Source organism: Pectobacterium peruviense, assembly GCF_002847345.1.
GTDB classification, from domain to species: domain Bacteria; phylum Pseudomonadota; class Gammaproteobacteria; order Enterobacterales; family Enterobacteriaceae; genus Pectobacterium; species Pectobacterium peruviense.
This window is the reverse complement of record NZ_LXFV01000020.1, coordinates 1-21,790: the sequence shown is the minus strand read 5'-3', so window position 1 is coordinate 21,790 and position 21,790 is coordinate 1. Positions and strand designations below refer to the sequence as shown.

Below are 21,790 nucleotides of genomic sequence, written 5' to 3'. Positions count from 1 at the left end.
AGGTAAAGATTACATGGCTATCGAAATCAACGTACCGGACATCGGTGCAGATGAAGTTGAAGTCACCGAAGTGCTGGTGAAGGTTGGCGACAAAGTTGAAGCTGAACAGTCGCTGATCACGGTTGAAGGTGATAAGGCTTCTATGGAAGTCCCTTCTCCGCAGGCTGGTGTCGTGAAAGAGATTAAAGTCTCTGTCGGTGACAAAGTTGAAACCGGCAAACTGATCATGATTTTCGATTCCGCCGACGGTGCAGCTGACGCTGCACCTGCTAAGGCAGAAGAGAAGAAAGAAGCGGCTCCGGCTGCTGCACCTGCGGCCTCCGCGGCGAAAGAAGTCAACGTACCGGATATCGGCGGTGACGAAGTTGAAGTGACCGAAGTACTGGTTAAAGTGGGCGACACTGTTGCTGCTGAACAATCTCTGATCACTGTAGAAGGCGACAAAGCTTCTATGGAAGTTCCGGCACCTTTCGCCGGTACGGTTAAAGAGATCAAAATCAGCAATGGCGATAAAGTCTCTACCGGTTCTCTGATCATGGTCTTCGAAGTGGCGGGCAGTGCACCTGCAGCCTCAGCAGAGAAAACTGAAGCGGCACCTGCTGCTGCACCAGCGGCCTCTGCGGCGAAAGAAGTTAACGTACCGGATATCGGCGGCGACGAAGTTGAAGTGACTGAAGTGATGGTTAAAGTCGGCGATAAAATCGCGGCTGAGCAGTCACTGATCACCGTTGAAGGCGACAAGGCTTCGATGGAAGTCCCTGCGCCGTTTGCGGGTACGGTTAAAGAAATCAAAATCAGCACCGGCGATAAAGTTAAAACCGGCTCACTGATCATGGTCTTCGAAGTAGAAGGCGCTGCACCAGCTCCGGCTGCTAAGCAGGAAGCGGCTGCACCGGCTCCGGCGGCAAAACCTGCTGCTGCACCGGCTGCGAAAGCGGAAGGCAAGAGCGATTTCGCTGAGAATGACGCTTACGTTCACGCGACGCCGGTTATTCGTCGTCTGGCACGTGAATTCGGCGTGAATCTGGCGAAAGTGAAGGGTTCTGGTCGTAAAGGCCGTATCCTGCGCGAAGACGTTCAGGCTTACGTGAAAGATGCCGTGAAACGCGCTGAGTCTGCGCCAACTGCTGCCGCTGGCGGCGGTCTGCCAGGCATGCTGCCATGGCCGAAAGTCGATTTCAGCAAGTTTGGTGAAGTTGAAGAAGTGGAACTGGGCCGCATCCAGAAAATCTCTGGTGCTAACCTGAGCCGTAACTGGGTGATGATCCCGCACGTTACGCACTTCGATAAAACTGATATCACCGATCTGGAAGCGTTCCGCAAACAGCAGAACGTCGAAGCTGAGAAGCGTAGACTGGATGTGAAGATCACCCCAGTTGTCTTCATCATGAAAGCCGTTGCTGCTGCGCTTGAGCAAATGCCACGTTTCAACAGTTCACTGTCTGAAGATGCTCAACGTCTGACGCTGAAGAAATACATCAACATCGGTGTAGCAGTTGATACCCCGAATGGTCTGGTGGTTCCAGTGTTCAAAGACGTGAACAAGAAAGGTATCGTCGAACTGTCTCGTGAATTGATGGCGATCTCCAAGAAAGCCCGTGACGGTAAGCTGACCGCAGGCGAAATGCAGGGTGGTTGCTTCACTATCTCCAGCCTGGGCGGTATCGGGACTACGCACTTTGCGCCGATCGTCAATGCGCCGGAAGTTGCTATTCTTGGTGTGTCTAAGTCCGCGATGGAACCGGTCTGGAATGGTAAAGAGTTCACTCCGCGTCTGATGATGCCGATGTCTCTGTCCTTCGACCACCGTGTCATTGACGGTGCTGATGGTGCTCGCTTCATTACCATCATTAACAATACGTTGTCTGACATCCGCCGTCTGGTGATGTAATCGAAAAGCCGGCCTGACGGCCGGCTTTTTTCTGATAAGCTGTTATTTGTTACAGCTGTCAGTGATCAAGGACAAATCGTTAGTCGCTTGTTGTTTCAAAATTGTTAACGATTTTGTAAACTACAGTGGCAAAGACACGTCCCGGTGGAAGAGGGCGTTATTAAAAATGCGCCCTAAATCTGAATGATGACGGGTGTGACGTCACAGACCCGCCGGAAATCAATTAAGAGGTCATGATGAGTACTGAAATTAAAGCTCAGGTAGTGGTACTTGGTGCCGGCCCCGCGGGTTACTCTGCTGCATTCCGCGCGGCGGATTTGGGTCTGGAAACCGTACTGGTAGAGCGCTACTCCACGCTGGGTGGGGTGTGTCTGAATGTCGGTTGTATTCCTTCCAAAGCCCTGCTGCACGTTGCCAAAGTTATTGAAGAAGCCAAAGCACTGGCGGAACACGGTATCGTGTTCGGTGAACCTAAAACCGACATTGATAAAATCCGTCTGTGGAAAGAAAAAGTCATCAACCAACTGACCGGTGGTCTGGCGGGTATGGCGAAAGGCCGTAAAGTTAAAGTCGTTAACGGTCTGGGCAAATTTACGGGTGCCAACACGCTAGAAGTTGACGGTGAAAACGGCAAAACGACGATCAACTTCGATAACGCGATTATCGCTGCGGGTTCACGTCCGATCCAACTGCCTTTCATTCCTCATGATGACCCGCGTGTATGGGATTCTACCGATGCGCTGGAGCTGAAAAGCGTCCCAGAACGTCTGTTGGTGATGGGCGGCGGTATCATCGGTCTGGAAATGGGTACGGTTTACCATGCTCTGGGTTCACAAATCGACGTCGTTGAAATGTTCGATCAAGTGATTCCGGCCGCTGACAAAGATGTCGTTAAGGTCTTCACCAAACGTATCAGCAAGCAGTTTAATCTGATGCTGGAAACTAAAGTGACGGCAGTAGAAGCCAAAGAAGACGGCATCTATGTGACGATGGAAGGTAAAAAAGCGCCAGCCGAGCCACAGCGTTACGATGCGGTTCTGGTTGCTATCGGTCGTGTACCGAACGGTAAAAACCTGGATGCAGGTAAAGCGGGCGTGGAAGTTGACGATCGCGGCTTCATCCACGTGGATAAGCAAATGCGCACCAACGTGCCGCACATCTATGCTATCGGCGACATCGTCGGTCAGCCGATGCTGGCGCACAAAGGCGTGCATGAAGGCCATGTTGCTGCCGAAGTAATCTCCGGTAAGAAACACTACTTCGATCCGAAAGTGATTCCTTCTATCGCCTATACCGAACCGGAAGTCGCTTGGGTGGGTCTGACTGAGAAAGAAGCCAAAGAGAAAGGCATCAGTTACGAAACCGCGATCTTCCCATGGGCAGCGTCTGGCCGTGCTATCGCGTCCGACTGCGCTGAAGGTATGACCAAACTGATTTTCGACAAAGAAACTCACCGCGTTATCGGTGGTGCGATTGTCGGTACTAACGGTGGCGAACTGTTAGGCGAAATCGGTCTGGCGATCGAAATGGGTTGTGATGCAGAAGATATCGCACTGACCATCCATGCGCACCCAACGTTGCATGAGTCTGTTGGTCTGGCAGCTGAAATCTTTGAAGGCAGCATCACTGACCTGCCGAATGCGAAAGCGAAGAAGAAGTAAGTTCTTTCAGGTTCGAATAGCGTGAATTCAATCCGGTACCGTAAAGGTGCCGGATTTTTTTTATGTATCAGACGCGGGAAACACCCTCGCACAGAGGAAATCCACCAGTGCACGCACTTTTGGCGACGGGTGCTTGCTCGCAGGCCACAGCATATGGAAGACGCCGCCGCGTTCCACGTAGTCGCTCAGGATCGGCTGTAGCAGCTCCTCGGCCAGCTGTTCGCGGATAGAGAAATCCGGCAGGTAAGCGATTCCCAGTCCTTGTAGTGCAAAACAGACGCGCGTTTCGATATTGTTGCAGATCATCGACGTAGGCAACTGCAACTCTGGTTCGTTGGGAGCAAGCCGTAGCGCCCATGGCTCTAGCTTGCCGCTGCTGGGGAAGCGATAGTGCAGACAGGCATGCTGCATCAGGTCGGCAGGTGTCTTGGGCGTTCCCCGATGAGCAAGGTAGCCTGGCGCAGCCACCAGCAGAAAACCGAAGGTGCCCAGCTTACGTGCGGTGAGGCGAGAGTCAACGGGGTCGCCTATCCGTACTACGGCATCGAACCCTTCTTCAATGACATCCACCATCCGATCGGTGAAATCCAGCTCCAGTTCGATTTCGGGATATTCGCGCATGAAGTCGCCGAGCACGGGGAGCACGAGTGAGCTAACCAACGGCAGGCTTACCCGCAGGCGCCCGCGCGGTGCGGCATTGGTCTGTGACAGTTCCAGCTCTGCTGCCTCAATTTCGGCCAGGATACGTCGGCTACGCGCGAGAAATAGTGAGCCTTCAGCCGTCAGTGTGATACTGCGGGTACTGCGATGAAACAGCCTCACGCCTAGCTTTTCTTCGAGCCGTGCGACGCTTTTCCCCACGGCAGACGCTGACACGCCTAGTAATCTACCCGCAGCAACGAAACTACGCGTTTCGGCCACCTGCACAAACACCACAAAACCATTCAGGCTGTCCATACTGCTTCCCCATTGCGGATGTTTTGTTCCGTATATCGAGGAACTGTAGCCTACTTTTTCTTTAATTGTCGATTTTCTATCGTAACGGGAACGCTCATTGATGAAAGGAACATTTCGTGATAATTCCCGCATTTCCCCTGCATATCGGTGCTTCACCAGCGCATCTCTCAGCCCAAGTTCAGGCCGTCGTTCAACAAGCGCTAGACGAGCGTCGTTTGGTTGGTGCCGTCGTGCTGGTAGCACGCAACGGTGAATTGATTCATCAGCAGGCTGCTGGGTGGGCTGACCGAGAGAATGCTCGCCCGATGGCGCTGGACGCCATCTTCCGGCTGGCTTCTGTGAGCAAGCCCATCGTGTCCGTAGCGGCGCTGGTGCTTGTGGCGCAAGGTCGGCTCGATCTGGATGAGGATATTACTCGCTGGATGCCAACGTTCCAGCCCCGACTGCTCGATGGCAGCCCGGCGCGCATTACCGTGCGACAGCTGCTTAGCCACACCGCGGGTTTAAGCTATCGATTTTTCGAGGCTCATGCGGATGGCCCCTACGCGCAAGCGGGGGTGTCGGATGGTATGGATGCTTCCGGCATTAGCTTGAATGAGAATTTGCGTCGTATCACCAGCGTTCCACTGCAATACATGCCGGGAACGGCCTGGGGCTATTCGTTGGCAACGGATGTATTGGGAGCCTTGATCGAGCACATTCACGGTTCATCACTGGACGAGGCGGTACGCCAACTGGTGACCGACCCGCTGGGTATGCACGATACTGGCTTCGTTGTGCGTGATCCATTGCGCCTGACGACGACTTACGTGAACGATACTCCACAGCCGCATCGCTTGGCCGAAGGTGAAACGGTTTCCCCTTTTGAAGGGGCAATCGGCATCACCTACAGTCTCGCCCGCATCTTTGATGCACAGGCTTTTCCATCGGGCGGTGCTGGCATGGCGGGTACGCCGTGGGATCTGCTGCGCCTGTTGGAAGCGCTGCGTAAAGGGGGCGGTGTACCGCTGCCTGACGCGCTGATCGAGGAGATGGGACGCGATCAGACACAGGGTCTGGAATTGCCCAATGCACCGGGTTGCGGTTTTGGCCTCGGTTTCTCGGTCTTGCGCGATCCGCAGTTAGCTGAGTCGCCGGAGTCATCAGGCACCTGGCGTTGGGGCGGTGCCTACGGTCATTCATGGTTTGTCGATCGAACTCAAGGTTTGAGCGTGGTGGCTTTCACCAACACGATGTATGAGGGGATGTCGGGGCGTTTTGTCACCGATCTGCGTGATGCGGTGTATGGCGCGTTGGAGACAGAGCAATGACAGCCTCAATCACAACTTCAATGACGAGGACACCGCGCGACAACTTGCCCATTGCCTCACTGCTTGCGCTAGCTATGGCTGCTTTCATCACTATCCTGACCGAAGCGCTGCCTGCGGGTCTGCTGCCGCAAATGGCACAAGGGCTAGCGGTATCCGAAGCCTGGGTCGGACAAACCGTCACTATCTATGCTATGGGTTCTCTGGTAGCTGCGATCCCGTTGACCGCCGCGACGCAAGGTGTACGTCGCCGCCCGTTGCTGTTGGCAGCCATCGCAGGTTTCGTCGTTGCCAATACGATTACGACGTTTTCCGGTAGCTATGTGCTGACGATGGCGGCGCGTTTTCTGGCGGGTATTGCAGCGGGTCTGCTATGGGCACTACTGGCTGGCTATGCAGCCCGTATGGTGCCTGAACACCAGAAGGGACGCGCTATTGCGATAGCGATGGTCGGCACACCATTGGCATTGTCACTCGGCGTGCCCGCTGGCACCTTTCTTGGCAACCTGATCGGTTGGCGAATGTGTTTCGGTATGATGAGTGGTTTAGCCGTCATACTCATGTTGTGGGTACGCGTACAGGTACCGGATTTTGCCAGACAGCCAGTAGGCAAGCGGCTGTCGCTGAGGCAAGTGTTCACCGTAGCAGGCGTGCGACCCGTACTATGCGTGGTGTTGGCCTTTGTACTGGCGCATAACATTCTCTACACCTACATTGCGCCGTTTCTTGCCGCGGCGGGCATGGTCGAACAGACTGGTTTGGTGCTGCTGGTATTCGGCATCACATCACTGCTGGGGATCTGGATCGTTGGCGTGCTGATTGATCGCCATTTGCGAGCCCTGACGCTTGCCTGCTCGGCATTGTTCTGCCTTTCTGTACTGGCGCTTGGCGTGGCAGGTGATGTACCCGTTGTGGTCTATGCGGCGGTGGCAGTCTGGGGACTCGCCTTTGGCGGTGCCGCGACACTGTTCCAAACGGCAATTGTCAGAACGGCTGAGGAGGGGGCTGATGTCGCACAGTCTATGTTGGTCACAGTCTGGAACATGGCTATCGCAGGGGGAGGTATCATCGGTGGTGTTCTGCTGGAGCGTTTTGGTGTCGTTGCATTCTCTCCGGTACTGCTGGCGTTGTTATTGATTGCGTTCGCTGTGGTGTGGTCTGCCAGACAACACGGTTTCCCCGTGGCACGGCGGTAAGATGGCGCAGCGCCAAATTTTTTGCCTGCTGCTTCGCATAATGCGCGCTCCGTCCATTTATTTTTAGCCGCGTCAATTACAATCAAACCTCAAAAAAGAAACGATGTTTTATTTTTGAGGTTATGATGAATCTGAATACCTTACGCTCCTCTGTCTGGCTACTGGCGGCGTTGCTAGCCAGCCCTTCACTGATGGCGAACGATATGAACCCTCACTCTCAAATAGCGGCGGATCAGGCGGTGACGGATGAAGGACTGCCTTCATTTTATCCGCAGCTTAAACAGCAAATGACCTACTCCGATTCCTGGCTATCTGGAAATTTTACGGATTTTAGTCAGTGGCAATCCCAGTCGAGAAAAACGCTGCGTTCGCTGCTTCTGACGCCTGACTCTACCAAAGACTTTGCACCGCAGGCGATTGAAAAACAGGATCGTGGCAGTTACACGGCAGAAAAGGTCGCTTTCAATCTGACTGATGAAAGCCGCGTAGACGCGTTGCTCCTGACGCCAAAAAGCGCGGGGCCTCATCCGGCGGTGATCCTGCTGCACGATCACGGCGCTAAGTTTGATATCGGCAAAGAGAAGATGATCAAGCCGTGGGGCAATGACGAACAGCTTACTTCCGCACAGGCGTGGGCAGATAAGTTCTTCACTGGTCGTTTTGTCGGCGATGAACTGGCGAAGCGGGGTTATGTGGTGCTGGCGGTGGATGCGTTAGGTTGGGGATCGCGCGGGCCGATCAAATATGAGCAGCAGCAGGCGCTGGCGAGTAATTTCTTTAATCTTGGGCGTTCACTCGCCGGGCTGATGGCCTATGAGGATATGCGGGCGACGGATTTTCTGGCATCGCTTGAGCAGGTTGATAAACAACGTATCGGCGTCGTCGGTTTTTCAATGGGCGCGTATCGTGCCTGGCAGCTAGCTGCGCTGTCTGACAAGGTGGCGGCAACCGCGGCGGTATCTTGGATTGGTACGTACGACGGGTTAATGACGCCGGGAAATAACGTGCTGAGAGGCCAGTCGGCATTCTACATGCTGCATCCGGGACTATCGACGCGCTTTGATTTCCCTGATGTGGCGAGTGTCGCCGCGCCAAAACCGATGCTGTTATTTAACGGCGGCCAAGACAAGCTGTTCCCGACGCAATCCGTTGAAGATGCCTACGCCAAGATGCACAAGGTGTGGCAATCCCAGCGGGCGGACATCAAGCTGCAAACCAAGATCTGGCCTGAACTGGGACACGTCTTCTATCAGGAACAACAGGAAGAAGTCTTTAGCTTTCTGGATCAATGGCTGAAACCCTAGCCAGCGGTGCCTGAATTGTAATAAGTTTTTTGATAACATCAGGTTACTGATGCATGACTCGCCTCTGTGTGCTGTCGCATTCAGGGGCTTTTCAATTTTACAGGGATGAGGTGATGAAGAAATACCTGGGCATTATCATGATGGTGCTATGGCTGTCGGGTTGTAATGGCGAAAAAACACGTAGCGAGGGGAAATATCTGGTTGAGGATATTCGCGTTGTGTTTGATAACAGTAAAAGTCCTGAAGCCAATAAAAACAGAGATGATCTTCAGGAACATATCACGCAAGGTCTTAAAGGCATTAAAAACGACATCTATTTTAATCTGACACCGACTCAGGTGAACTACTACAGCGTAGATGGCGAACATACCGAGGACATAAAAGATAATCGAGTACAGATAAACGGTTCGTGGCACACGCTAGAAATCATCGGGAAAAACAAGGTTCAGTTCGTATCGGATAAAAGCGCTGCCTGTGCATTTTATTTCTGTGAAATCACGATGGTCTTGAAAAAGACGGAAGAACAGTCACCCGATTTACTCAAGATTAAGCAACGTTTTGAAGATCGCAAAAAAGCCTATCAGGCGCAACTTCTTAAAGAGAAAGAGGCATTTAACCGTGCACCGATGAGCGATTTCCCCGGAGTTCCCTTTTATCCTGAAGAACATTTTACGATTAAGCTGCCGTTTGCCATGTATGACAAGCTGAGTTTGTGGGAGCACGGGACTTATATCCGCAGAATGGGACGTCTGCTTATCGACCAGGAAAATAAAGACACGCAGATCTATTCCTATCGAGATCGACAGAATAAAACTGACTTTGACCTATTCACCGTGAGCGCGGCGAAAGCAGATTTTAATCTGACGTCATGGCTGGCAGGACAAAAGGGCGTGTTGTTCCAGTCGGAAAACGGCGCGGCATACGATAATCAACAAGGAAAATTGGAAGCTGTTTATTTTCAATATGATGAGGCTAAACAGCGCTATTTTATTGGGTTAGCGAATGCTGAGGACACCGCCGCGTTAGCCAAAGCATTTGCCGTACTGCGTACGATGGATGAACGCTATCGTGGCGAACAAGCGCTGTCGATGTACGATCTAGCATTATCTCCGCAGGCGTTGGAAGCGAAGTATGGTGTAAAGATTGCGGATGAATTTAATATCGCAGAAATGCATCAGGCTATTTGGAAAAAACTCGAACAACGTATGGAGAAGCCTGAGCGTTTTATTAAACGCAGCATGTCAAAAACGCGCATTGAAATACGGTTTCCATCAGAAGTGTTTAAATATGACATTTATTTTAAGATCGTTCCCGAATCGATTCCTGAACTCATGGCTGAAACCAAAGAGATCGTCCCCGAAGGTAAAGAAGCGGGTGACATTTTTATTTATGGCGACAGCGCGTTTGTCGGCTATGAATACGATGTGAATGTGGGAAGTGGGCTCACATTACAATTTTTAGTACCGAAAGATGCAGGAACGCCGCTGGAACGCTTGATGTTTCTGCATGTATTACGTCAGCTTGATGTGGCGCGTTTCCCAGCTATTCCTGCACAAGAGAAAAAGAACCTGTTTCAGTATGGCGAGGCGTCGTTTTTCAAAACCAACTTTGATAATAGCTACTTCAAAGTAGAGCAAGGTCTTATCAACAGTACAGGCAAGCTAATCGTTGCTAATCCTGATGATGGCTATTTTGAGTTTGAATACAAGTCTCCCCATATACTGGCGACCCGTTATAAATCAGAGGGCGAAGGGAATTATTCCAGAGTACCGGGCGTGACGATATTTGATGAAAAAGGGAAATTAATTTCCCATCAGGCAGATTAAGTCGATCTGACGGTATGGTTGTTGTCGAGAATAGTGCTGCCGATAATGATGGTTATCGACAGCAATCAGCATCCCGTTAAAGCCAGTATTTTGTTAAAACCAGCATTGTTAAAATAGCAGCCCAAGCAAATAGCGTAGATCGCCTTCCTGCCGTAACGCGCAACGATCGGCGATCTGGTTGCTGTCGAGATGAGCCAGAGAACCGATGGTTTGCTGCAATTTAGCTCGTAGATCGGTTGGCCGTGCAGAGGTTTCCTGACGCGTGGTGCGCTGGATTAGCGGGCTGCCGTTACGCAAATGCAGGGTGACCTCATGAAAACGTGCTTCTGGGTCAAGCTCATCAGGTGGCGCTGTTTCATCGGCGCGGCGTATGACGCGCTTCGCCAGTGCTGAGATTGCTGCTTCAACTGGCGCTTCTGAAAAATGCGCCAGCTTCAGTTCCCCTTCAATCAGTGCCGCTGCAATGACATATTCCAGACTGAATCGTGCTTCTACGCCATTTGTCGCGTTACGGATGAAAGGAGCGACGTCGCCGCCCGGCGGGAAGGTTACCGTGATACGCTCGATAGCGTCGGCCAGATCGGCATCCGCACCATTTTGCTCATGCCACTGCTCCCGCAACGCAAACGCGGCTTCGGCGGCGCTGTGGGTTCCGCCACAGGTTGGGTAGCGCTTGAACTCCAGACCGGGAGAAAGAATGCGCCACGGCGCTCCCCAGTTTTCAACCAGCAGTGCTGGCTGCTGTTTTTGATCGCCATGCGCGGCAAGAAACGCATCAATCACCAACTGCTTGTTGCCCTCGAAGCCTGCTAACCCCAGCTTGACGGCGGTTAATCCTGCTCTGGCAGAAAGCCCGGCGTGTAACGGTTTGACCGCTGAACCAAACTGCGCCCGCAACCCAGCGGCCTGTGTGGCGGCTAAGCCAAGAATAGTTTGTGTTTGCTCTATTGATGCATCAGACAGACGTGCCGCCGCAGCCGCAGCGGCGATAGCGCCGAGCGTGGCCGTGTTGTGATAGCCGAGACTGTAATGACGCGGGCCGCACGCCAGCCCGATTCTGCCAGCGGCTTCTACGCCTACCACATAGGCTGTCAAAAACGCATCTTCCGTAACGGATGAATCCTCCGCAGCAAGGGCAAACAGCGCAGGTAGAATGACGGTGCTAGGGTGGCCGCGAAATGCAGGATGATAATCGTCAAAATCCAGTACGTGACCGGCATAACCCAAAATCAGACTACGCGTCAGGCTGTCCGTGCCGCTAAATACCTGCTTTAACGGCGCGAGCCCGCTATCAGCAATCGCCCCCTGTGCGATCGGGAGCGCGGTGGAGATGAAGTCAGTCACCCCTTCCCGGGCGGCATCAATCGCGTCTTGGTTTGGCTCGCTATGGATAATGTGGTGGGCAAGCGTTGCGGTGATATCAGTCTGATTGGTCATGAGTTGTCAGGCATCTTGGCAGAAAAACACTAATTTACTGCGCATCGCTGAATAGCAATTAATAACCAAACGGAATAATAAATTCCATTTGGTTATTAGTGGTTAGAATCAAAAGCGGTCTTTTAGCTGCCCAGGTGTAATGCCAAATGCACGGCGCAGCGCGGTGGCAAAGTTGGCGGGGCTGTTGTAGCCCGCGATGCTAGCTGCTTGAGCAATACCGATGCCGTCTTTTTGCAAGGCTAGCATGGCACGTTGTAGACGGCAGTTACGAAGGTACTCAAAAACGCTCATATTGAACGTCTGGCGAAAATGGCGCTGCAGTGTGCTTTCGCTCATGTTGACGCTTTTGGCGATTTCACTCATCGAAAGATGATCGGCGCTGCCGCTTTCCAGCATATCTCTGATCTGCTGAATTCGATGGTAGCCGCGCAGGCTGACACCGCTATTTTTCTCCTGCGCCACGCTGGCGGTCAGTGACGTAAACGCTTCGATAATCAGGCTCATGCACTGCGTTTCCAGATAAAGGCGCTGGAGCGGCGTTTGGCAAGGTTTAGCATCCAGCGTTTGTAAGGCAATTGCCAGCGCCTGTCGGGACGGTGTCCATAAGTGTGTCGCAAGGTGAGTCTGTGTGAAATCGTGGATAGCCTGCCAGTCGCCAACGGTATCCATCATATTGCCGTACAACCATTCTCTGTCGAACGTTAGCGTAATGGTGCGTTCATATTCATCACGCTTGCCGATGCGGGTAAACATCGTCGGCTCCGTTAGTGCAATCAGGGAAGCGGGTTGGCTCTCTCCCAGATGCAGTTCCTGATGGCCAAATGAGATATGTGCATTGCCGCTCACCACGATGGCCAGCTTGATCGCACCATCCAGCAGGTTTTGGGTTTTCATGTTGTGGCGATTAATCACATCCGCGGTATGCAGGATCAGATGCGGATTGAGCTGCACAACCGTGAACGATCCGAATAGCACCGGTGTGTTATCGATCAGCCGGGGACCAATAAAACGGTAATTATTCGCGACCAGACTCGATTGCTGAACGATGTGATCTTTGTAGATCGGCTTTGATGACTGAGTGAAGCTGCGCACGTGATTACCTACCTGATTAAACCCTTCGACCTGCGCCTTCCATTTTGATGCTTTGGCAAAACATTTTGCTGCTAGAGCAAACCCCGTCCTGAATGACAAATGTAACAATGACCGCGCCAAAATGGTAATGCAAATACTTCTCAATAGCATTTTTCGTTGGGGAGGTCACATTGCACGATAAATGCATCTTCCATTTCTGGCAATGCGGAGAAAAGGGCTGATTGATTACAGACAGTATTTCATAACAACGATACGTGATGCTCCGTTTGCATGACGCTTCTCTCCCGATAACCGCTACGTCTGCGCGTTTTATCTCCGCCGTTATTCAGCACTTTTGCTGATTGTCGTTAGGTGTCGCTGTACCGGCTGCGATGTTGAACCTTTTTCAGGCTACTTATTCATTTCTTACAGGGCAGGATAATTTTGATGAAACTACCACAATCGCGCCGTTATTTGGCGACGCTCATTGGCGTTAGCTGCGGGATGACTTCGTTTCTGAGTGCGGCGCAGACCTCGACCATTCCTTCAACAGAACCTGCTCCTCAGGTGCAGAATCAGACCGAGAATAGCCTATCGGGAGACACGATGGTGGTGACGGCTGCGGAGCAAACTCGCCAGGCTCCTGGCGTGTCGGTGATTACGGCTGAGGATATCAGCAAACGTCCACCTGCTAACGATCTGTCTGAGCTGATTCGCACGATGCCGGGTGTCAATCTGTCCGGTAACTCAACTAGCGGCCAGCGTGGCAACAATCGTCAGATCGATATCCGCGGTATGGGACCGGAAAACACGCTGATTCTGGTGGATGGCAAGCCAGTGTCGAGCCGTACGGCAGTACGTTACGGCTGGCGCGGTGAGCGTGATACTCGCGGTGACACCAACTGGGTGCCTGCGGACATGGTTGAGCGCATTGAAGTGCTGCGCGGCCCAGCGGCAGCGCGCTATGGTAACGGTGCCGCGGGCGGTGTGGTCAACATCATCACCAAACAGCCGACGCAAGAATGGCACGGTACCTGGAATACTTACCTGAACGAGCCGGAACATAGCTCGGAAGGTGCAACCAAGCGTACCGATTTCAGCCTGATGGGCGGCCTAACCGACAGCCTAAGCTTCCGCCTGTTCGGCAATCTGAATAAAACTGAGGCCGATGCACGCGATATTAATGAAGGACATCAGTCCGTGCGCGCGGGTAATCAGTCAGCTTCACTGCCTTCTGGGCGTGAAGGGGTACGCAACAAAGATATCAATGGCCTCCTGCGTTGGGATATGACCAAGCAGCAGTCGCTGGAGTTTGAAGCAGGTTCCAGCCGTCAGGGTAATATCTATGCGGGCGATTCGCAAAATACCAACACAAACGCGCTTGTCGTCAGCAATTATGGCAAGGAAACCAACCGCATGTACCGGCAGAATTTTGCGGTCACACATCGCGGTTACTGGGACAGCGGCGTCAGCTCTACGTCGTATCTGCAATACGAACGTACGCATAATACCCGTATCCTTGAGGGTCTATCTGGCGGTTTAGAAGGGATTTTTGATACCACTAATCCAAACCAATATGGCACGATAAAGCTGGATAATTTCACTGCGCATAACGAAGTGAATCTTCCGCTGAATGTCTGGGTCGATCAAGTCTTAACGTTCGGGGTTGAGTGGAACGAGCAGAAGATGAAAGACCCGGTTTCTAACTCGCAGACAACAACCGAAGCAGGCAGTGTGGGTTCGCTTAGCAGCAGTGGTCGCAGTGAGAAATCTGTCGCTCGTCTGGCTTCTGCCTTTGTGGAAGATAACGTCCAATTGACCGACAGCACTATGCTGACGCCTGCACTGCGTGTCGATCATCACAGCACGGCAGGTACCAACTGGAGTCCGTCGCTCAATTTGTCGCAGGAATTGGGTGACGACTACACGCTGAAGTTAGGTATCGCTCGTGCTTATAAAGCACCGAACCTGTATCAGACTAACGAGAATTACCTTCTCTATAGCCGTGGCCAAGGCTGTGCTGGCGGCACATCTTGCTACCTGATCGGCAATGAAGATCTGAAAGCGGAAACCAGCCTGAATAAAGAGATTGGTCTGGAGTTTCACCGCGATGGGTTGATCGCGGGCGTCACCTACTTCCATAACGATTACCGTAACAAAATTGAAGCAGGCAATACTGTCATTGGTAAAGCGGTGGGCGGTACTAATTCCCAATATGCTAATGCTAATATTTTCCAATGGGGCAATGTACCGAAAGCCGTCATTCAGGGACTGGAAGGTAACCTGACCGTTCCTGTCACGGAGACGATCAACTGGCGTAACAACCTGACCTGGATGCTGGAGTCGAAGAATAAAACCACGGGTGACTACCTGTCGATTACGCCTGAATTTACGCTGAACTCATCGGTGGACTGGCAGGCGACGGAGAGCCTTTCCTTCCTGGCGGATGTGACCTGGTATGGTCGCCAGAAGCCGAAGAAATATAACTACAAAGGTGAGCGCGTAACGGGTAGCGCCACCAATGAGTTAAGCCCTTATGCACTGTTCGGGTTAAGCAGTACCTATAAATTTAACAAGAACCTGAGCGTGACGGGCGGTGTAGAGAACCTGTTGGATAAACGCCTGTTCCGTGCGGGTAATGCGCAGGATGTGGTGAACAATAACGTTGTCACCATTGCGGGTGCCGGTGCGGCAACCTATAACGAACCGGGGCGCACCTTCTTTGTCAGCGTGAAGACGTCGTTCTAAATCTTATACCCGTCATACTGAGTCGCAAACGCCATGGGAAATCCCGTGGCGTTTTTTATGGCGTGCCATCCCTGGCCGTCACCCCGCGGGCCCTTGCTGCGCAACGTTAAAAATTTCTCCCGGAAATTTTTTATTATCGCTATCAGGGACAGAAAAGGGCTTTTAAGGTGGCGACGATTTTCTCTACGTCGTGATTTTCGATGCGGTAGTACAGTGTTTGTGACTCGCGCCGATAGCTAATCAGCCCTTCTTCACGCATTTTTGCCAGATGTTGCGAGAGGGCGGACTGGCTCAGCGGGATATGCTCAAGTAACGTACCCACCGACATTTCGCTGTGCTCAATGAGTAAGCAAAGCACCAGTAGCCGGTTTTCGTTGCCAATCGCGCGCAGCAATGCCGCTGCTTTTGCCGCGCCGTCTTGCATGAATTCCCGATCCGAATTACTCAACGCCATATTCACTCCGCCGTGCGTTACTGACTAATTTAGTGATGCCTAATGTATTGAGCTTACCATACCCTCGACCTTGAGTGAGGAGAATGACTAGCATCGATAAAGCCGCGGGTGATGGAACCCGCGCTATGCTACCTGCGGTTTACAATAAGGTCGTTCCTCCTTACAATAACCTGACATCCTTTCATGAATCTGCTGCTGCAGGAAAAACAACCTTCTCCTCGAAATGGGAGGAGCGATTTTTTGTTTTCTAGGTAGCACCATGTCTACATTCACTCGCTTACAAAAACGTTTATCCCGTTTGGGGATAGACACCGATTACCAACATTCTATTTATCATCTCCGCAGGCAGCGCGCAGAAGCGCAAATTCTGTTGCCGGAAGCGTTGCCGCTGGAAGAGAAGGCGGTTCAACAACTGCTGGATTTTGCCTCTGTTCATATGCCGGGCAGTGATGCGCACGTCTGTGCCGCTCGCGCGACGCCGGATTTCCACCCCGGTACGCTTGCGCCCGTCGGCAGTATTGTTGCCACAACGGAGAACTTCGTTATCCCTGCGGCGATTGGGACGGATATCAATTGCGGCATGCGCTTGCTGACCACGGGCGTGCATCATGCGGATGCCAATGAGCACAAACCCGCGCTGATTCAGGCGCTCAAAAATACGTTACTTCTGGATCAGCGCGATGTTCCCGTCACGCCGGATTCGTTTTCTGCGCTCTTTGATGAGGGGCTGTCGGCGTGGCTGGCGGCACTGCCTATGCAGGGGCTTTGGCAGGACGTGGACTTCCAACGACTGTCGGCTGAGCTTGCCTCCATCGCCGGAACCGAGGCGATTCACGCCCATAGTCGACATGCGCCCGAGCCGTTTTTTGCGCCTCGTGCGATTATTCGTCCTTCCAGTCTGGGCACGGTCGGGTCGGGTAACCACTTCGTTGAGCTGCAAATTGTCGATGCCGTTTTGGACCGACATGCGGCGTATCAGGCTGGTGTGAAGGAAGGAGAGGTCGTCGTTATGATTCACACCGGTTCACGAGACGTTGGCTTTTATGTCGGCCACCGCGGGATTGATAAAGCGCGCACCTGCTGGCCAACTGGGGAGAAATATCCGGCCTCCGGCCTGTTTGGTCTGGTTGATGAACACGCGGCGGATTATATGGAGGCCATGGGCGTCGCTGCCCGCTATGCGTGGATCAATCGGATTGTACTGACGGAACTGATCCGTTCTTCTTGGAAGCAGGTATTCACGCGAGATACCAGCAAGCTGGTTGTTGATCTATCACATAACATCATTCTGCCGGAACATGGAATGAACCTGCATCGCAAAGGGGCGACACCCGCAAAAGCTGGGGAGTTTGCGCTGATTCCCGGTTCAATGGGGGATTACTCCTATCTCGTTACTGGGAAAGGGAACCCCGATTGGCTGTGGTCGTGTTCACACGGTGCAGGGCGTGCCGAGCGTCGGCAGAGTATGCGTAACAAGATCGATACGGCGAATCAAGTCGATGCGCTGCCCTGGCAATGTATTACGCTGAAGGACGAGCGCCTGCGGGAAGAAGCCCCCGCGGCCTATAAACCGGTGACGCCCGTGATTGATATTCAGGAACAGTCAGGGCTGATTCAACCTGTTGCACGGTTACGCCCGTGGCTGACGTTTAAGGCCTGATGTGACCCGCCCCTGAAGGAATAGATTCAATACTTTTGTACTGAGCATTGCGCCCCAATCGGCGAGTGGTTGATTGGGGCGTATGTTCTTCATCGCCAGCGCCCGTTGTTGGGCATTTGTGGTTATCTGTCCAGACTAGGGTTTTTGTTTGATGACGTTATTGGCGCCGCTAGACGAGAATTTCGGCTCTGTTCCGCCCCATGAGAGGCGGTTACTTATGCCATTGAAAGAGACCAGAGCAGGCCCGTTAAAATCAAAATCGAGATGATGCTCCGTGCCGGTTACGTTCACCTTTACTGGCTTATCATCGGCAACAATGTGAGTGCGGATCGTGTTTTTATAGGCGGCGACGGTCAGGTCTCCGGTTGATTGACCTGTAACGGCAATCTCGGAACCGGTCACGGTAAGCGATGTGGCGGTATCGAATGTGACGTTGTGCTCGGAACCCGTGACGGAAATCGCGGCACATTTGCCTGTGAGGGCGATGTTATTGCCGTTGCCTGAAATACTGACATCATTACCATTACAAGGAATATCGCGTGTTAAGCCGATACCCTCCAGTTCGATAGGTGCGGCATAGACAGATGCGGTGAACGCCAGAAGTGTGGCAGAAACCACGTGCAGATACCGTTTCATCTTCATGGAGTCTTTCCTGTTATCAATGAAGCCATCCGGCATTGTTGCCGTGGGGGCCCTATCATCTGTTAACACTTATCCAGACTCTATTGCGAACATTCTGATTATCTCTGCGTCCTTAGACGATGCTTAATCACGTTATGTTGTTAAAAACCCACATATTACGTGGTTAAATCAGCATAGTTAGTGTGCGCTGTCAGGGACATGCTATTCTGCTGATGTCGGTATTTTTCAGTGATAGTGACATTGGTCACATAGCACAGTTGAATAAAAATTAATGTTGCTATTATGTGAACGAATTAACAATCAATTCAAATCCTGATATGCTGACGAGGCTGGACCGGACACTCTGCTACCTTACATCCACACGCTGACACCCAGGCATGGACACCACAAGTGGGAACAAGAGCGCCGGGCATAATGAAGACAATGAGAGCGAGGAGAACGTCGTGCTAGAAGAATACCGTAAGCACGTAGCTGAGCGGGCTGCGCAGGGAATTGTTCCTAAACCGTTAGATGCCACGCAGATGGCCGCGCTGGTTGAGTCACTCAAGAATCCCCAAGCAGGCGAAGAAGACGCGTTGCTTGATCTGTTGATTAACCGTGTTCCGCCCGGTGTTGATGAAGCCGCCTACGTGAAGGCTGGCTTTTTGGCTGCCGTCGCTAAAGGCGAAGCCACTTCCCCCTTGGTTAGCCAGGAAAAAGCGATTGAGCTGCTGGGCACCATGCAAGGTGGTTATAACATTCATCCGCTAATTGATGCGTTAGACAGCGACACGCTGGCACCGATTGCCGCGAAAGCGTTGTCCCAGACGCTGCTGATGTTTGATAACTTCTATGATGTGGAAGAAAAGGCGAAAGCAGGCAATGCGCACGCCAAGAAAGTGATTCAATCCTGGGCTGATGCCGAGTGGTTCCTGTCCCGCCCGAAACTGGCGGAAAAAATTACCGTTACCGTCTTTAAAGTCACCGGTGAAACTAACACGGATGACCTGTCTCCGGCACCTGATGCCTGGTCACGCCCTGATATCCCGCTGCATGCGTTGGCGATGCTGAAGAACGCCCGTGAAGGCATTGATCCCGATCAGCCTGGCAACGTGGGCCCGATCAAACAGATCGAAGAACTGAACAAGAAAGGCTTCCCTCTGGCTTACGTCGGTGACGTCGTCGGTACGGGATCATCGCGTAAATCTGCCACCAACTCCGTGCTGTGGTTCATGGGTGAAGACATTCCTCATGTTCCGAACAAACGCGGCGGTGGTGTGGTGCTGGGCGGAAAGATCGCCCCGATCTTCTTCAACACTATGGAAGATGCCGGTGCGCTGCCGATCGAAGTTGATGTTAACGATCTGAATATGGGTGATGTGATCGACATCTATCCGTATGAAGGTGAAGTACGCCGTCATGATACGAATGAAGTGCTGGCGACATTTGCCCTGAAGACCGACGTATTGCTGGATGAAGTGCGCTCCGGTGGCCGTATTCCACTGATCATCGGACGCGGGCTGACGTCTAAAGCGCGTGAGTCACTGGGCTTGCCGCACAGCGATGTCTTCCGTATTTCCAAAGCGGTTGAAGCCAGCAAAAAAGGCTTCTCACTGGCGCAGAAAATGGTCGGCCGCGCTTGTGGCGTCGCGGGTATTCGCCCTGATGAATACTGCGAACCTAAGATGACATCCGTGGGTTCACAGGATACCACCGGGCCGATGACTCGTGATGAGCTGAAAGATCTGGCTTGTCTCGGCTTCTCCGCTGACTTGGTGATGCAGTCGTTCTGTCACACTGCGGCCTATCCGAAGCCAGTTGATGTGACCACGCACCACACGCTGCCTGATTTCATCATGAACCGTGGCGGTGTATCGCTGCGTCCGGGCGATGGTGTTATCCACTCCTGGCTGAACCGTATGCTGCTGCCGGATACCGTTGGTACGGGCGGTGACTCCCACACCCGTTTCCCAATCGGCATCTCTTTCCCTGCGGGTTCTGGGCTGGTGGCGTTCGCTGCGGCTACGGGCGTGATGCCGCTGGACATGCCGGAATCCGTTCTGGTGCGCTTCAAAGGCAAAATGCAGCCGGGTATTACTCTGCGCGATCTGGTTCACGCCATTCCGCTGTATGCCATCAAGCAAGGTTTGCTGACCGTTGAGAAGAAAGGTAAGAAGAACATCTTCTCTGGTCGTATTCTGGAGATCGAAGGTCTGCCGGATCTGAAAGTCGAGCAGGCGTTTGAACTGACCGACGCCTCGGCGGAACGTTCTGCGGCTGGTTGTACCATCAAGCTGGATAAAGCGCCGATCATCGAGTATCTGAACTCCAACATCGTGCTGCTGAAGTGGATGATCTCCGAAGGTTACGGCGATCGTCGTACGCTGGAACGTCGTGTTCAGGGTATGGAAAAATGGCTGGCGGATCCGCAACTGCTGGAAGCGGATGCCGATGCTGAGTATGCGGCGGTGATCGACATCGATCTGGCCGACATCAAAGAGCCGATCCTGTGTGCGCCGAACGATCCAGACGATGCGCGTTGGCTGTCTGACGTGCAGGGCGAGAAGATTGATGAAGTCTTCATCGGTTCCTGTATGACCAACATCGGACACTTCCGTGCGGCGGGTAAACTGCTGGATAGCCACAAAGGCCAGCTGCCGACTCGCCTCTGGGTTGCGCCACCGACCAAAATGGACGCTGCACAGCTGACGGAAGAAGGCTACTACAGCGTGTTTGGCAAGAGCGGTGCGCGTATCGAGATCCCAGGCTGCTCGCTGTGCATGGGTAACCAGGCGCGTGTGGCTGATGGTGCGACCGTCGTTTCTACGTCGACCCGTAACTTCCCGAACCGTTTGGGAACCGGTGCCAACGTCTATCTGGCATCTGCGGAACTGGCTGCGGTTGCCTCGCTGCTGGGCCGTTTGCCGACGTCGGAAGAGTACCAGACCTACATGTCGCAAGTGGATAAAACCGCGCAGGACACCTATCGCTATCTGAATTTTGACCAGTTAGGTCAATATACCGAGAAAGCCGATGGTGTGATCTTCCAGACGACTGTCTAACTCGCTATAGTTCGCATCCCTACACCGAAGGAGGCCTTGTGCCTCCTTTTTTTCTGCCTGCTCCATTCCACCTTGTGCATCTGCAACATCAAAGGTGAAGGTGCATCACGACGATAGGGTGTAGAGGCGACTAAACTGAACAAAAGAAACATCACAGTGAGGATGGCATCATGGACTATGAATTTTTGCGGGATGTGACGGGTCAGGTCATCGTTCGTATGTCGATGGGACATGAAGCGATTGGGCACTGGTTCAATGAAGAAGTGAAAGGCCAGCTAACGATATTGACTGACGTTGAGGATGCGGCGCGTTCCGTCGCAGGCAGCGAGCGGCAGTGGCGACGAGTGGGCCACGAATATACGTTGCTGCTGGATGAAGAAGAAGTGATGGTGCAAGCGAATCAGCTCTCTTTCACCACGGATGAGCTGGAGGAGGGCATGAGTTATTACGACGAAGAGAGCCTGTCTCTATGCGGTCTGGATGATTTTCTGACGCTGGTGGAAAAGTATCGCGAGTTCATCCTGCATTGATCGTTTTAGTTATTCGAGCGTTTTGATAACACGATCGTTTTGAAAACACCACCCGCCAGACGGAT

At 52.7% G+C, this 21,790-nt stretch carries 15 protein-coding genes; 10 read left to right on the top strand and 5 right to left on the bottom strand.

Features of this window, described 5'->3' with window-relative positions; translation table 11 throughout:
* Nucleotides 1-13: 13 nt before the first annotated feature.
* A complete protein-coding gene (gene aceF / locus A0G03_RS15095; protein ID WP_048262298.1) occupies nt 14-1,891 on the top strand; it encodes a pyruvate dehydrogenase complex dihydrolipoyllysine-residue acetyltransferase in 1,878 nt (625 codons plus the stop codon).
* Nucleotides 1,892-2,127: 236 nt separating this feature from the next.
* Nucleotides 2,128-3,552, top strand: coding sequence for a dihydrolipoyl dehydrogenase (gene lpdA, locus A0G03_RS15090; protein ID WP_048262297.1), 1,425 nt, complete (start codon nt 2,128-2,130; stop codon nt 3,550-3,552).
* A 60-nt stretch (nt 3,553-3,612) separates the two neighbouring features.
* Here lpdA and A0G03_RS15085 read toward each other — a convergent pair whose 3' ends face one another.
* Nucleotides 3,613-4,509, bottom strand: a complete 897-nt coding sequence (locus A0G03_RS15085; RefSeq protein ID WP_048262295.1) for a LysR family transcriptional regulator — start codon at nt 4,507-4,509, stop codon at nt 3,613-3,615.
* A 116-nt stretch (nt 4,510-4,625) separates the two neighbouring features.
* Between A0G03_RS15085 and A0G03_RS15080 the strand changes: the two genes are divergently transcribed.
* The 4 genes from A0G03_RS15080 (at nt 4,626) to A0G03_RS15065 (ending at nt 10,142) form a co-directional block, all read left to right on the top strand.
* Entirely contained in the window at nt 4,626-5,819 is a 1,194-nt protein-coding gene (locus A0G03_RS15080; RefSeq protein WP_048262293.1) for a serine hydrolase domain-containing protein, read from the top strand.
* Nucleotides 5,816-7,012 carry an MFS transporter gene (locus A0G03_RS15075; RefSeq protein WP_262982882.1) on the top strand — a complete coding sequence of 399 codons (1,197 nt, stop codon included), beginning with the start codon at nt 5,816-5,818 and terminating at the stop codon, nt 7,010-7,012. The genes A0G03_RS15080 and A0G03_RS15075 overlap by 4 nt, the downstream gene beginning before the upstream one ends.
* A 125-nt stretch (nt 7,013-7,137) precedes the next feature.
* Nucleotides 7,138-8,316, top strand: coding sequence for a dienelactone hydrolase family protein (locus A0G03_RS15070; protein ID WP_048262291.1), 1,179 nt, complete (start codon nt 7,138-7,140; stop codon nt 8,314-8,316).
* Between the two features lie 68 nt (nt 8,317-8,384).
* Nucleotides 8,385-10,142: a hypothetical protein gene (locus A0G03_RS15065; RefSeq protein WP_223250573.1), complete on the top strand. Its 1,758-nt coding sequence runs from the start codon at nt 8,385-8,387 to the stop codon at nt 10,140-10,142.
* Between the two features lie 108 nt (nt 10,143-10,250).
* Here A0G03_RS15065 and A0G03_RS15060 read toward each other — a convergent pair whose 3' ends face one another.
* Both A0G03_RS15060 and A0G03_RS15055 read right to left on the bottom strand, forming a co-directional pair.
* Complete coding sequence (locus A0G03_RS15060; protein WP_048262287.1) at nt 10,251-11,579, bottom strand: MmgE/PrpD family protein; 1,329 nt, start codon at nt 11,577-11,579, stop codon at nt 10,251-10,253.
* 108 nt (nt 11,580-11,687) lie between these two features.
* The gene (locus A0G03_RS15055; RefSeq protein WP_048262284.1) at nt 11,688-12,671 is read right to left on the bottom strand and encodes a helix-turn-helix transcriptional regulator; all 984 of its coding nucleotides are present in this window, start codon (nt 12,669-12,671) and stop codon (nt 11,688-11,690) included.
* 426 nt (nt 12,672-13,097) lie between these two features.
* Here A0G03_RS15055 and A0G03_RS15050 point away from each other — a divergent pair, with 426 nt between their 5' ends.
* Entirely contained in the window at nt 13,098-15,398 is a 2,301-nt protein-coding gene (locus tag A0G03_RS15050; protein WP_048262282.1) for a TonB-dependent siderophore receptor, read from the top strand.
* 142 nt (nt 15,399-15,540) lie between these two features.
* Here the strand turns inward: A0G03_RS15050 and A0G03_RS15045 are convergent, their stop codons facing one another.
* Entirely contained in the window at nt 15,541-15,852 is a 312-nt protein-coding gene (locus tag A0G03_RS15045) for an ArsR/SmtB family transcription factor (RefSeq protein WP_048262281.1), read from the bottom strand.
* A 259-nt stretch (nt 15,853-16,111) separates the two neighbouring features.
* Here A0G03_RS15045 and A0G03_RS15040 point away from each other — a divergent pair, with 259 nt between their 5' ends.
* Nucleotides 16,112-17,512 (top strand): RtcB family protein, encoded by a 1,401-nt coding sequence (locus A0G03_RS15040; protein ID WP_048262279.1) that lies wholly within the window; start codon nt 16,112-16,114, stop codon nt 17,510-17,512.
* Between the two features lie 135 nt (nt 17,513-17,647).
* Here the strand turns inward: A0G03_RS15040 and A0G03_RS15035 are convergent, their stop codons facing one another.
* Nucleotides 17,648-18,154, bottom strand: coding sequence for a DUF3060 domain-containing protein (locus A0G03_RS15035; protein ID WP_048262277.1), 507 nt, complete (start codon nt 18,152-18,154; stop codon nt 17,648-17,650).
* Between the two features lie 443 nt (nt 18,155-18,597).
* On the opposite strand from A0G03_RS15035, the gene acnB reads away from it, so the two are divergent.
* Both acnB and yacL read left to right on the top strand, forming a co-directional pair.
* On the top strand, nt 18,598-21,195 hold the full coding sequence (gene acnB, locus A0G03_RS15030; RefSeq protein WP_101749519.1) for a bifunctional aconitate hydratase 2/2-methylisocitrate dehydratase: 2,598 nt from the start codon (nt 18,598-18,600) through the stop codon (nt 21,193-21,195).
* 170 nt (nt 21,196-21,365) lie between these two features.
* A complete protein-coding gene (gene yacL / locus A0G03_RS15025; protein ID WP_039305843.1) occupies nt 21,366-21,725 on the top strand; it encodes a protein YacL in 360 nt (119 codons plus the stop codon).
* Nucleotides 21,726-21,790: the final 65 nt, after the last annotated feature.